The 13,152-nt window shown below is 59.2% G+C and carries 13 protein-coding genes and 3 pseudogenes; 4 read left to right on the forward strand and 12 right to left on the reverse strand.

Annotated features, from left to right (window positions below; genetic code table 11):
- Positions 1-7 precede the first annotated feature (7 nt).
- On the forward strand, positions 8-892 hold the full coding sequence (gene galU, locus PSQ19_RS10215) for a UTP--glucose-1-phosphate uridylyltransferase GalU (protein ID WP_282217645.1): 885 nt from the start codon (positions 8-10) through the stop codon (positions 890-892).
- Here the strand turns inward: galU and PSQ19_RS10220 are convergent.
- The 8 genes and pseudogenes from PSQ19_RS10220 to eda form a co-directional block, all read right to left on the reverse strand.
- Positions 889-2,157 carry a DUF5777 family beta-barrel protein gene (locus PSQ19_RS10220; protein WP_282217646.1) on the reverse strand — a complete coding sequence of 423 codons (1,269 nt, stop codon included), beginning with the start codon at positions 2,155-2,157 and terminating at the stop codon, positions 889-891. The two genes, galU and PSQ19_RS10220, sit on opposite strands and share 4 nt — an antisense overlap.
- Before the next feature lie 177 nt (positions 2,158-2,334).
- On the reverse strand, positions 2,335-2,784 hold the full coding sequence (locus tag PSQ19_RS10225; RefSeq protein ID WP_282217647.1) for an NfeD family protein: 450 nt from the start codon (positions 2,782-2,784) through the stop codon (positions 2,335-2,337).
- Positions 2,785-2,794: 10 nt separating this feature from the next.
- On the reverse strand, positions 2,795-3,766 hold the full coding sequence (locus tag PSQ19_RS10230; RefSeq protein ID WP_456077519.1) for an SPFH domain-containing protein: 972 nt from the start codon (positions 3,764-3,766) through the stop codon (positions 2,795-2,797).
- Positions 3,767-3,842: 76 nt separating this feature from the next.
- Positions 3,843-4,538, reverse strand: a complete 696-nt coding sequence (modB, locus tag PSQ19_RS10235) for a molybdate ABC transporter permease subunit (RefSeq protein WP_282217648.1) — start codon at positions 4,536-4,538, stop codon at positions 3,843-3,845.
- A 3-nt stretch (positions 4,539-4,541) separates the two neighbouring features.
- Positions 4,542-5,096: a molybdate ABC transporter substrate-binding protein gene (gene modA, locus PSQ19_RS10240; protein WP_328517766.1), complete on the reverse strand. Its 555-nt coding sequence runs from the start codon at positions 5,094-5,096 to the stop codon at positions 4,542-4,544.
- Positions 5,074-5,292 (reverse strand): hypothetical protein, encoded by a 219-nt coding sequence (locus tag PSQ19_RS19390; RefSeq protein WP_328517642.1) that lies wholly within the window; start codon positions 5,290-5,292, stop codon positions 5,074-5,076. The genes modA and PSQ19_RS19390 overlap by 23 nt, the downstream gene beginning before the upstream one ends.
- Positions 5,293-5,410: 118 nt before the next feature.
- Complete coding sequence (locus PSQ19_RS10245) at positions 5,411-5,728, reverse strand: winged helix-turn-helix domain-containing protein (RefSeq protein WP_282217649.1); 318 nt, start codon at positions 5,726-5,728, stop codon at positions 5,411-5,413.
- A gap of 1 nt (position 5,729) precedes the next feature.
- Positions 5,730-6,364: pseudogene (gene eda / locus PSQ19_RS10250) on the reverse strand (bifunctional 4-hydroxy-2-oxoglutarate aldolase/2-dehydro-3-deoxy-phosphogluconate aldolase).
- A gap of 136 nt (positions 6,365-6,500) precedes the next feature.
- On the opposite strand from eda, the pseudogene nadA reads away from it, so the two are divergent.
- A pseudogene (nadA, locus tag PSQ19_RS10255) lies at positions 6,501-7,569 on the forward strand (quinolinate synthase NadA).
- Here the strand turns inward: nadA and PSQ19_RS10260 are convergent.
- The gene (locus PSQ19_RS10260) at positions 7,566-8,018 is read right to left on the reverse strand and encodes a hypothetical protein (RefSeq protein WP_282217650.1); all 453 of its coding nucleotides are present in this window, start codon (positions 8,016-8,018) and stop codon (positions 7,566-7,568) included. The pseudogene nadA and the gene PSQ19_RS10260 sit on opposite strands and share 4 nt — an antisense overlap.
- 206 nt (positions 8,019-8,224) lie before the next feature.
- Here PSQ19_RS10260 and PSQ19_RS10265 point away from each other — a divergent pair, with 206 nt between their 5' ends.
- Entirely contained in the window at positions 8,225-9,538 is a 1,314-nt protein-coding gene (locus PSQ19_RS10265) for a chloride channel protein (RefSeq protein WP_282217651.1), read from the forward strand.
- A 23-nt stretch (positions 9,539-9,561) separates the two neighbouring features.
- Positions 9,562-11,149 (forward strand): annotated as a pseudogene (locus tag PSQ19_RS10270) (L-aspartate oxidase).
- Here the strand turns inward: PSQ19_RS10270 and PSQ19_RS10275 are convergent.
- The 3 genes from PSQ19_RS10275 to PSQ19_RS10285 form a co-directional block, all read right to left on the reverse strand.
- Entirely contained in the window at positions 11,150-11,653 is a 504-nt protein-coding gene (locus PSQ19_RS10275) for a c-type cytochrome (protein WP_282217652.1), read from the reverse strand.
- Entirely contained in the window at positions 11,631-12,029 is a 399-nt protein-coding gene (locus PSQ19_RS10280) for a hypothetical protein (protein WP_282217653.1), read from the reverse strand. Before PSQ19_RS10280 ends, PSQ19_RS10275 begins: the two co-directional genes overlap by 23 nt.
- 66 nt (positions 12,030-12,095) lie before the next feature.
- Complete coding sequence (locus PSQ19_RS10285; protein WP_282217654.1) at positions 12,096-13,070, reverse strand: carbohydrate kinase family protein; 975 nt, start codon at positions 13,068-13,070, stop codon at positions 12,096-12,098.
- Positions 13,071-13,152 lie beyond the last annotated feature (82 nt).

The raw sequence follows: 13,152 nt of genomic DNA on the forward strand, positions 1-13,152 counted from the left end.
CAGTCGATTGCAAAAACGTGTCAGAACCGCCGTATTTCCCGTTGCTGGCCTGGGCACGCGTTTTTTGCCCGCGACCAAAGCCCTGCCCAAGGAAATGCTGACGGTGGTTGATCGACCCCTGATTCAGTATGCCGTCGATGAGGCGCGCGAAGCCGGCATTGAAAATTTCGTATTTGTAACGGGTCGCAACAAGGACATCATCGAAGACCATTTTGACCGCCAGTTTGAACTCGAAACAACGCTCGAAGCGCGCGGCAAGACCGATACTCTTGAAAGACTGCGGCAGGATCTTCCCGCCGCTGGCCGCACCAGTTTCACCCGCCAGCAAGAGCCATTGGGGCTTGGCCATGCCGTCTGGTGCGCCCGTGAACTGGTCGGTTACGAACCCTTTGCCCTCTTGTTGCCCGACATGGTGTTCAAGGCCGAGCCCGGCGTTCTCAAGCAGATGATGCGTGCCTATGAAACAATGGGCGGCAATATTATTGCGGTTGAGGAAGTGCCGCACAGCGAGGTTTCCAGCTACGGTGTCATCGCCCGCGGCGATGGCGACGATACCGGTTTTGCCATCACCAAAATGGTCGAAAAGCCCAAACCCGCCGACGCACCATCCAACCTTATCATCTCGGGCCGCTATATCCTGCAACCCAAGGTTTTTGACTTGCTCGAGGATCAGCCTCGTGGTGCTGGCGGCGAGGTTCAGATCACCGACGCCATGCAGACCCTGTTGCGGTCCCAGCCCTTCACCGGGGTCAAATACCAGGGCCGTTCCTTCGACTGTGGTGCCAAGATCGGTTTTCTGACCGCCAACGTCGTCTTTGCGCTGGATCGCGATGATATCCGCGATGGCTTTTTGGCCGAACTGAAGAAACTCAACATCAATATCAGCGACTAGCGCTTAAGGGTTACCCCAAGGCTGACCGTGTGGCTATCCTGTGTGCCGTCACTGGTGCTTTCACTGTGATCATAGGCGTAGTCGGCTGAAACCGAGGTCTGCTTGTTGAGCTTGTACTGCGCCCCGGCTCCCAAGCCGAAACCACGTTCGGTATTGGTCGATCCGGAGAACTGCGCCGTCCGCCAACTTGCCAACCCGTTCACCGCCAGCCACGAATTGATCGTGTAATCAATCGTGCCACGCGCCGCATATTCGGTGCGGGTGGTGCCGCTCGAATCCGGTCCTGGCGGCTCGACGCTGGTGGTGAAGCCACCTGTCAGCCTCAGCGATGGAGAGGGCATGTAACTCACGCTCGCGTCGTAGAGCGTACTGCGCACCTCGCCAAGGCTGGCCGCATCGAACCGGCGAAGCCCGACACCTGCCGAAGCCTCGGCCTCAAGCGTACTGCCCCATTTACCCTTGACGCCCGCTTTCAGGCTCGCCGAGGTGGCATCAGCCTTGACCAACAGGCCCGGCGAGGCATAATCGAACACGTCACGCCCCAGGCCCGCCTCCGCAAACACCTCGATGATCGGCGTCGCGCGGTAACCGACGCGTAGCGTGCCGTCCAAACTCCAGATATTCTGATCACCATTATCGACGACGGCACCCGAGGTCAGCGTGCTCTGCCCATAAATCGTGCGATTAATCGCCCCATTCACCCCAACATTAAAGCGACTGAACTGGCGGGTTATGCCAATGCTGCCGCCACCTGAGATACTGGTCGGCGCAATCGCCACACCACTTGGTTGCCCCCGCGTTCCGGTCTCAGGCTTGTCGATGGCGAGCGCCAGCGTACCGACGATGCTGGTATCCTGATCCAGCTGATAGCCGCTATCAAGACCAAGTCGCAAACCACTCACATTGATCTGATCGTTGACCGGCTGGCGCAATTCGGCGCTGGCACTGATATCAAGTTTGGCCCGACTGCCCTGGTGTTTGAGGCTGACTTCGGGCGCGCCAATCACCTCATAGCGTTCACCAGTCCCGTCACGGCGATATGTACCCCTGAGCGACAGGCTCCAGTCGGTCACGAAAAATGGCGTATAGGGTTCGCGCAATTGTGGCCCGTTCGGCAACGGGTCCGGGGCAAGCGGATATTGACCCGCAGGCAATCGCGCGTCGCTGATTGATGGGTCAGCCAATGCCGAACCAGTTCCCACCAGCACCGCGATAGTGGCTGGAACCAGGCCTGCCCAGCAAAATATATTTAGCCGCCGGGACAATATCTGCTCCATGGCCGCCCAATGCGTGCCGTGCCACCTCACACAGCGCGGCACCAAGTGATCGTGAGACAGGCTGCGACCTGTCCCTGTTCGCACTAATGATGCCAGCTTATGGTTAACGAAACCTTGCCGACCCGTACCAATTCGGGCCGCATTCACACGTCACGGACACGGGCCTCAGATTGGCTCAACCTTGAGCACCGCCCCTTCGCTGCCGACGATACGCACGCGTGTCCCAATCGGCAGATTCGGCCCCGAAATGCGCCACACAGTGTCCCCCAGCGCCAGCCGCCCATAGCCATTCATCAGCGGCTCTTCCAGCACACCCTCATGCCCCACGAACCGCTCAGCACGCCGATTGAGATAAGGTCGGTCGCTATTTTGATGGCGATTGCGGTTGAAACGCACCCAAAGCGAAATGCTGACAAGCCCTAGCACACCAAAAACCAGCCATTGCCACGGCCAATCCATCGGCTGCACCATAACGATCACGCCGGTCACGATGCCCGAAATGCCCAGCCACAGCAAAAAGCCGCCGGGCACCATCAACTCAAGCGCGAACAGAATGAGCCCTGCGACAATCCACGACCAGGCCCCATATTGGCCGATGAAATCCACCACTTCCATGACCGACTGCCTATTGACCGGCGGTCGGTGGTCGGCCGGTCGGACGCGGTGCACTTGGCGCGCCACCACCAAATGTCTCGCGCGCGATTTCGGCAATGCCGCCGATCGAACCGATAACACTGGCCGCCTCCAATGGCAGCATCAGAACCTTCTGGTTGGGCGACGTGGCAATGCCTTCAAGAGCCTTGATATAGTTGTTGGCAACGAAATAATTGATCGCCTGCACATTGCCGCTGGCAATGGCCTCCGACACCGACGTTGTGGCTTTGGCTTCTGCGTCCGCCGAACGCTCGCGCGCCTCGGCATCGCGAAAAGCTGCCTCTTTGCGCCCTTCCGCTTCGAGCACCTGGGCCTGCTTGGCGCCCTCCGCCTGCAGGATCGCGCTTTGGCGACGCCCCTCGGCCTCAAGAATTGTCGCGCGCTTTTCGCGCTCCGCCTTCATCTGCCGCCCCATGGACTCCACCAGATCCTTGGGTGGATCGATATCCTTGATTTCAATACGGGTAATCTTGACGCCCCAGGGAGACACAGCCGCATCCACAACGTGCAGCAAACGCTTGTTGATTTCGTCTCGGTTGGACAATAGTTCATCCAGATCCATCGACCCCATTACCGTGCGGATATTGGTCATCGTCAGATTGAGTATAGCGTTCTGCAGGTCCGAAACTTCATAAGCCGCCGCCGCTGCATCCAGAATTTGATAAAAAGTCACGCCATTGGCAGTGATCGAGGCATTGTCCTTGGTAATGACCTCTTGATGCGGCACATCGAGCACCTGCTCCATGACATTGATCTTCTTGCCGATGGTATCGATGAACGGCACAATCAGATTAAGTCCTGGCTTGAGCGTGCGCGTATATTTACCGAACCGTTCGACGGTATAATTATACCCCTGCGCCACCTGCTTGGCACCCGCAAACAACACCAGAATGGCCAGCACGCCAATCGCTAACAGCGCTACCCCGGAGCCATCCAGACCCATATCACCAAATAGTCCCATGCTGATTCTCCCGCCAACGCTATAGCCAGACACTATTGGGCTAACGCTGCCGACGCAATCACCCAGCGGGCATCCCGCGAGCCGTCCGACGATCCGCCAACATCACCACAAGAATTACAGCAAATGCAAAGCCCACCAGTCCCAACGACAATAAGTGCGCCCGCCCCCATTGCAGCCGTTCAACTGATTCATAGATGGCAACCGAAAGTACTTTGGTTTGCCCCGGAATATTGCCGCCAATCATCAGCACTAGGCCGAACTCACCTACTGTATGGGCAAAACTCAACACCACCCCCGCCACATAGGCGGGTCTGGCCATCGGCACCGCCAGCGCCCAAAACACTTGCCACGATGACGCGCCAAGCGTTTTCGCCGCGTCCACGAGTTCCGGCGCAATCGCGGCAAATCCATTGCGCAATGGCTGGACCATGAAGGGCAGCGAATAGACCACCGAACCAATCACCAGACCTGAAAATGAAAACGCCAGCGTGCGCCCGCCCCAAAGTCCGGCGATCCAGCCACCCGGACCAAACGGACCCAAGCATAGCAACAGATAGAACCCAAGCACCGTTGGCGGCAACACAAGCGGCAGCGCCACGACCGCCGCTACGGCTTCCTTGCCTCGCCACCGGCTTCTGGCCAGCCACCAGGCAATTGGCGTACCCACCGCCATTAAAATGATCGTCGTCACGCCCGCCAGTGCCAGCGTCAGAATGACCGGCGGCCAGATCGCTTCGATATCGCGCCACCCCATCCGCTAAGGCCCCGCCCGATCCGGCAGGCCATAGCCATCTGCTCTTATGATCGCTCGCGCTTCTTCGCTTTCCAAAAACCTCATGAACGACAAGGCCACCCGATCTTGCTTACCCCGTTCTAGCAAAACCGCATCTTGATTGATTGGTTGGTGAAGCGCTGCCGGTACCAGCCAGAAATTTTGCCGGTCACCAAGCTGGCTCACCGCAACAAATCCCAGTTCAGCATTGCCGCTTTCAACAAACTGCAGCGCCTGACTGATGTTCGCGCCGGTTACCAGCTTTGCCGATATCGCCTGATATTTGCCTAGTGCCGTCAGCGTTTCCACCGCCGCCCGCCCATAGGGCGCACTTGCCGGATCGGCAATGACCAAGCGGTCAAACACGGCATCGAGCGCCGCCGCCCCATTGCTAAGATCCAATGTTGTGCTGTAAAGCGCCAACGCCCCAACGGCATAGGTAACAGCGCTCCCCGGCACCGCCAGTCCCTCGGCCATGGCCAAGGCGGGGCGTGCATCGTCCGCTGCCAGAAAAATTTCAAACGGTGCGCCTTGGCTGATCTGGGCGTAAAGACCTCCGGTCGAACCAAAGGCTCAATACCAGTTCGTCTCCAGTTCGCGCGGTGAAGGTGGCCGCCAGCCGCTCCACCGTGGCGGTAAAATTGGCCGCAACCGCCACCGTCACCGACCCCGCCATTGCGGGGCCCGCCGCACACGCAATCATCAAACCTGACGCCAGAGCCAGCCACAACTTCATCAGCAACTCGATATGTTTGTCCAAACATATCCTTGTCGCAAACTACCGCCGAACCAGCAAGCGTTATTTCCGTTCAGACATATCGGATATTGACAGGCGCAATGCCATTACATCCTCGTCAATCGCCAGGCGCGTCTTGGCCTGCATCGCCCGATAACGGTCCAAAACCTCCTGGCCGAAGACACTGAGTTCGGCGCCCCCCTGCGCACGACCCCCGCGACGCGCCACCACCAATTCCCGCCCAAAACCGGCATTGAGCGCTTGCACCAGCCCCCAGGCGCGCTTGTAGGCTCATCCCCATGGCCTTGCCCGCAGCCGAAATCGACCCGCAGAGCGCAATCTGCTCCAAAAGGTCCGCCCGACCCGGCCCGATATAGGCCGTCTCGCTCAGTGTCACGCGCAAATGGGTCAGCCCATCGTCGGGCACAGTCGCCATATTAGCCGCGTAGCGCCGACGCCTCGCGCGCCAGTGCCTCGATCCGACCATAGTCACCTGCCTCGATCGCATCGCTCGGCATGATCCAGGAGCCACCAACGCAAATCACGTTCGACAGGCCAAGATAAATCTTGGCCTTGTCGGAATTGATCCCACCGGTCGGGCAAAAAGTGATGTCGGGCAGTGGCGATGCAAAGGCCTTGAGCACCGGTGCACCGCCCAGCGCTTCGGCCGGAAAGAACTTGAGGAACGAGTAGCCACGTTCCGCCGCAGTCATTGCCTCGGTGGGCGTTCCGATACCCGGCAACAGCGGAATGGCCACATCGTCGGCCGCATCCAGCAAGCGCGGCGACGCGCCGGGCGACACCATGAACCGGCACCCGGCATCGACCGATTGTTGCATGTGCTGGGCGTTGCGGACCGTGCCCGAACCAACAATGGCGCCCGACACTTTGGCCATCTCCGCCATCACCTTGAGCGCGTTGGGTGTGCGCAAGGTCACCTCAAGGATTGGCAGCCCCCCGCTACCAACGCCTCGGCCAGCGGTTTGGCCTTGGCCACATCGTCCAGGATGATCACTGGAATAACCGGCGCCATGGACAAAATGGAGCGAATGGCAGCAGCGTCTTGGGGCATGAAATTTCTCTTTGTGGTGTGGGCGATAGTGAACGGTTAGTGGCTCGGGAAAAAACCTGCAACGCAGTTCATTGAAATCCTACAAAAAAATCCCTAGGTTCCGCCGGGCCTTGTTGGCACACGAGAGGCTATGTCCATGGTTCAAACCATCAATGCGCTCACTCCCTTGCAGGACGCGCGCGCTATTCTTGCCCAGAACTACGATCTCAGCTTTTCCAAGGCGGTCGAGCGCTCTACAGAAAAAGTGTTCGAACGCGTCAAGGACAAGATACCCGAAATCGAATGGCCTTTCTACGCCCCGCTGATCTTTCAGATCAACGTGCTCAAGAAGGAAAAGGACGCGGTCATTCTGGCGCACAACTACCAGACGCCGCAAATTTTCCACGGCGTCGCCGATATAGTTGGCGATAGTTTACAGTTGGCCGTCGAAGCCACCAAGGTCAAGCAATCGGTAATTGTGCAGTGCGGCGTGCATTTCATGGCCGAAACCAGCAAACTGCTCAATCCCGGCAAGACAGTGCTGATCCCCGATAGTCGCGCCGGGTGTTCATTGGCATCCTCGATCACCGCTGCCGATGTCACCGCCATGCGCGACATGTATCCCGGTGTCCCTGTTGTCACCTACGTCAACACCTCCGCTGCCGTCAAAGCGGTGACCGATGTCTGCTGCACCTCGTCCAACGCGCTCGACATCGTCAATGCCGTCGAAGGCGACACGGTCATCATGATACCGGACCAGTTTCTGGCTCAAAACACCGCCAAGAAAACCGACAAGAAGATCATCACTTGGGCCGGGGCCTGCGAGGTCCACGAAACCTTTACCGCCGACGACATTTCCGAGCCTGCGCCACGCTTATCCCACTGCCAAGATCATTGCCCATCCCGAATGTCCCCCCGAAGTCATCGATGTAGTCGATTTTTCGGGCTCCACCGCCGCCATGATCAATTGGGTAAAGACCGAAAAGCCACCCCGCGTCGTCATGGTCACCGAATGCTCGATGTCCGATAATGTCGCCTCCGAAACCACTGGCGTCGATTTCCTGCGCGGGTGCAATATCTGCCCGCACATGAAGCGCATCAATCTCGAAAATATCCTGTGGTCGCTCCACACCAATACCGAGGAAGTCATTGTCGATCCGGCCATCATCCCCGACGCCCGCAGGGCAGTGGAACGGATGATCGAAATGAGCCGCAAGGGCGACTAGGCCCCGTTCAAAATCCGGGTACGATGCCAGGCCAATTGCGTCCGGTCCGGATGATAGAGCCGATCTTCGGGCAGCAGCAGTCTGCCCTCGACCCGAAGCGCCCTTGCCAGTTCAGGCACCATGACCCTGCGATCAGCGACAACACCATAATCATCGTCAACCAGCCAGTGACCCCGCGCGAACGCCCGCGCGGCCATATCGGCCAGACATAGATAATTGCTTACGTGAAGCGGACCGCCGAGCGCTCTGGGACGAATGGCGACAACCTGCAATGCTGTGTGCACACCATCTGAAATGGAATCAAACTTCTGCCCGGTCAGCGCGCAATGAAATCCATAGGCGACAAGTACCTGCTGATAAATTGCCAGATGCGCTTCCATCTCGGGTGCTGGATCGAACCACGCCGCCGCTTCTTCCGCCCCCCAATCCTTGTCGTCATCCTCGCCCAAATTCGGTTGCCGCCCTAATATCGCGTAGTTTCTCCAACCATACTAATACCTATTTCAAACGCCAATGAAGGGAAAAATCGTACGGTCGCTGGCGTACCCCGTCAGCACATGGCGCCCTTGCAAGTACAAAAAAACCGCGGCCAAGGGTGGTATCAGTCTCGCCAACTTGCTAGCAAGACCACGCTGACCACCCGGACTGCCCACCGATGACCCAACGAACTTTCCGTCGAGCGCTCTATTTGAGGACGCGTCGCGTAATGTTGCCCCGTTTGCAACGTCGCACGCTGTTTGTGTTCGGCGGCATCATGATTGGTCTTGGCGCCGTGCTCATGACCATGCTGTCCGATTGGGCTCAGGTCGTATTTTTCAGCTTCGAGAACCGCTATCCCTATCTGCCGATGCTGGTTACCCCCCTTGGCTTCGCCATGATTGCCTGGGTCACCCGCACCTATTTCGACGGCGCGGAAGGTAGTGGTATTCCCCAGGTCATGGCGGCCCGCAAACTGTCTGATCAAGGCGAGCGTGGTCGTCTGGTGACGCTGCGCATGGCCTTCGGCAAGATTGTCCTGATGGTGTTGGGTCTGGGCATCGGCGCCTCGGCCGGGCGCGAAGGGCCAACCGTGCAGGTAGGCGCCGCCCTGATGTTCGCCCTGGGCCGGTTTGCACCCCATCGCCAGCCCGGCCTGTTGCTCGCAGGCGCGTCGGCTGGTGTTGCCGCCGCCTTTAATGCACCGCTTGCCGGTATCATGTTCGGCATCGAGGAAATGAGCCGCTCGTTCGAAAGCCGCTCCAGTATCCTGGTCATTGTCACTGTCATCATCGCCGGTCTTACGTCCCTAGCGGCACTGGGCAACTACACCTATTTCGGCGTTTCCTCACAGGGCATCGTCTGGGGTTGGCAATGGCTCGCTGTCTTGGCCGCGGGCGTAGCTGGCGGATTGCTCGGTGGCCTGTTCAGTCGCCTCGTCATCCTGTTTTCCATGGGTTTACCGGGTCGCCCTGGCATCTGGATGAAACGTTGGCCAGTCTGGTTTGCCGCCTTGTGCGGCCTTCTTGTCGCCATCTGTGGCCTTGCGGCTGGCGGCACCATTTTCGGTACCGGATATGAACAGTCCAAGGCTGTTCTGGCAGGCGAAGCTATCCACCCCCTGTTCGGTATTCTCAAATTGGTCGCCACATGGTTGACCGCCATCAGCGGCATTCCCGGCGGCATCTTTTCGCCCTCGCTGGCGGTTGGTGCCGGTATTGCACAAAATCTGGCGCCCATCCTGCCCGATATTCCGATTTCCGCACTGGTCATTCTGTGCATGGCCGCCTATCTTTCTGGCGTCGTGCAGGCCCCGCTGACGTCGTTTGTCATCGTCTCGGAAATGACCGGCGACCATGCCCTGATCTTCCCGCTCATGGTCAGCGCCCTGATTGCATCGGCGGTTTCCAAACTGATTTGTCCTGAAGGCGTCTATCATGTGCTGGCGACCAAATTCACCAAGGGCAAGGCATTGGTTGAGCGACCCCGGTAAACCACCGAGGCGGAGGAACAACAATGGCCGTTTTTGACAACACGCTTGATGCAGATGGTGCCCTGATCGTCGGCGCCGGTCTTGCCGGCCTGTTCTGCGCCCTCAAACTGGCGCCGCGCTCGGTTACGGTACTGTCACCCAAGCCACTGGGCACAGGCGCGTCTTCGGCTTGGGCACAGGGCGGTGTCGCTGCCGCCGTAGGTCAGGGTGATAGGCTCCCATGCCCATGCCCTCGATACAGAAATGGCCGGTGCCGGTATTGTTGATCACGGCATCGCCGAATCCGTCACCGCTGAAGCCGCTGCCCGCATCGAAGATCTGGCGCAGTGGGGCACTCCGTTTGATCGCGACGATTTCGGCAATTACGCGCTCGGCAAGGAAGCAGCCCATTCGGCCAACCGCATCGTCAAGGTTGAGGGCGACCGCGCCGGTTGGGCCATCATGCAAGCCATCATCGCGCAAGTGCGCCGTACGCCCTCAATCCGGGTAGTTGAGGGCATTACGGCGGTCGATCTGGCGCGCGAAAATGGTCGCATTGTCGGCGTCATCTGCCGCAAGCTGGGCGACCGGTACACCGAACCCGTACTCATTCGCGCCCGTGCCACTATTCTGGCGGCAGGTGGACTGGGCGGGCTTTACGCCGTCACGACCAATCCACCAGGTGTACGTGGCCACGCCATGGGCATGGCGGCGCGCGCTGGCGCCTTGATCGCGGACGCCGAATTCGTCCAGTTTCATCCAACCGCCATCGCCACCGGCGCCGATCCTGCCCCGCTCGCCACCGAAGCTTTGCGCGGTGAAGGCGCCATATTGGTCAATGAGTTGGGTGAACGCTTCATGACCGCCATACATCCTGACGCGGAACTGGCGCCGCGCGATATAGTTGCCCGCGCCAATTTCCGCCAGATTCAGGCTGGTCACCAGGTTTTTCTCGACACCCGCAAAGTGCTTGGCGCCGATATTCTGACTCGTTTCCCGACGGTTGCTGCCTATTGCCATGACGCCGGCATTGATCCCGTCAACGGCATGATCCCGGTCACCCCGGCTGCGCATTTCCATATGGGCGGCGTCAAGGTCGACGAACGTGGCCGATCCAGCCTGCCTGGCCTTTGGGTGTGTGGCGAGGCTTCCTGCACCGGCCTCCACGGCGCCAATCGCCTGGCCTCCAACTCCCTGCTCGAAGCGACAGTATATGGTGCCCGTATCGCCGAAGACATCGGCGGACTTGAACCGGTGCGCGCGCTCGCGCCCTTCAAGGGCCTGGGTTGGGACGATGCCGCCGGTGAACAGGCCGAGTTCGTGCTGCGCAATCTCAAGGCCGTCAAGGACCTGCGCGCCACCATGACCGATCTGGTCGGCGTCGAACGCAACGCTGATGGGTTACGGCAGGCCCTGCGCAACATTGCCGATCTGGAAGCCAATGCCCAGCAGGTCACGCGTGCTTATCTCAACATGACCACGTCGGCGACGCTGGTTACCGCCGCAGCGCTCAAGCGAACTGAAAGCCGAGGCGGCCATTTCCGCACCGATTTCCCCGACACCAATCCCAAATGGCTCCATCATACAACCATGACACTCGAAGAGGCGCTGGCCATCCGCGCCGACGTCTGATCATTCCGCCAGCAGATAGTTGGCCACCGCCTGCAAATCTTCGTCGCGCCACTTCGATGTGCCCTCGGCGATCACTTCGCCCATTGGCCCACCCAGCACGTCAAAACCCGGCGTAAACCCGTCCTTGAGCGTCTGTACTAGCGTTGCCGCATCATAGCCGTCCTCAATCAGCGCCGCTCGAGTCAGCGCTGGTGCCTTGCCACCAGTACCGCCCGGACTGCCGGTAAACGCCTTGTCCCAGTCCAGCGCCCCCAATAGATTTCGCGGCGTATGGCAAGCCACGCAGTGCGCCGGGCCAAAGGCCAGAAACTTGCCTCGATTATACTCGTCCGACCGCTCCGGATCGGGTTCAAACCGTTTTGGCTCAAAGAACATGTTCTGCCAGCCCGCCATCAACAGGCGGATATTGAACGGAAAATTGATTTCGCTTGCCGCCGCTGGCGCCGGCACCGGTTCACTGGCCATCAGCGCCGCATAAAGATCAGCAATCTGCTGATCGCTCATCAGCGTGTAGGCTCTCATAGGGAAAAGCGGGATAGAGATGCCCCTGCGGCCCCATGCCATTGCTCATCGCGTCCGAAAACATCGCCAGCGACCAACCACCAATGCCAGCGGACTTGTCCGAGGTAATATTGGGTGGCACAAAACTGCCAAAGTCGGTTTGGAGCGGCGCGCCGCCCGACAAGGGAGCTCGCCCAGTGCTGGCGTCAGTGTGGCAGGCCACACACCCACCCAGCCTGATCAAATAGTCCCCACGCGCAGCATCGCCAACCAGCGTCAGATCGCGGGGCGGACCGGCAACGGCCTTGAACATATAGAGGCCGACGCCAACACCCACTAGGGCAGCAATCGCTACCGCACCAATCCATCGCCGCGCCATGGCCAATCCCTAAATTGTTTGCGCCATACAACCAACCATGGCCCTTGGACACAACTAACCAAATTGTTAGGTGTTGCCGATCTGGCCCTCGGCGCCACCCAACACAGCCTCGACTTGGGGTCGTGTCGGCGGATTACAGCCCTTTTGGCCGCAGTTGAGACCCGCAACTACCGCGCCAAATCGCAACACCGTCATGAGGGCTGCATCATCCAATTGCTTCAATGTCCCCGGTTTGAGTGCCTTGAGCGCACCCAACTGGGTCAATATGCCAGCCATCAAACTATCACCTGCCCCGACGGTGTCACCAAATTGCGGTGGCGCGTACACACCCGTCGTTGCCCGCCCATTAGACGTAAACGCCCGCGATCCATGCTCGCCCAACGTTACCACCACCAATTCGCAGTTCGGTCGCGCCAACAAGTCCTGCGCATGCGCTTCGATCGATTGTGACGGATCGAGCGCTTCCAGATCTTCCTCGGAAACCTTGATAACGTGCGCCAGATCGAGAAACCGTCCTAACCGCTCCTTGTAACCGTCAAAATCCTCGACCAGTGACGGTCGCACATTCGGATCAATCGAAATTGTGGCGCCCTTCGCAATGGCCGCCTCGACTGCAACAAGCCATTTTTCCGCGTCATCGGGCAGGATCGGGCAAAATCCGCCAATCTGGTAGAGTTCAAGTTCATCCGGCAGCGCCGCCGTCAGCAACTTGCTCTCGATCGCCCGGTCCGCCCCCCGGTAAAATTCATACTGCGCCTTGCCCTGTGCATCGAGCGTCACGACCGCCAGCGTTGTCGGCACATTCACCCGGCGGGGGAGCAACTGGCGCACGCCTGCTGCTTCCAGCGGCTCCAGCAGATAACTGCCAAAGCCGTCCTTGCTGATCGGGCACAAATAGCCGGTATCATGGCCAAGCCGCGATAGCGCGATGGCGCAATTATAGGGCGAACCGCCCTGATGGGCCTGCATATGAATGCTGCCATCTACCCCCCGTGGTGCCGAAACCAGATCAATCAGGCTTTCGCCGCCCACAACAAACATGCCCGCTCCTCAACCCAAAAAATAAGTTTCTACCGCCCAATATCATCTTTGGCCCGATTGTCACCTGTTCGCGGCGCTGATG

The organism is Devosia algicola (genome assembly GCF_028816455.1).
Classification (GTDB): Bacteria; Pseudomonadota; Alphaproteobacteria; order Rhizobiales; family Devosiaceae; genus Devosia; species Devosia algicola.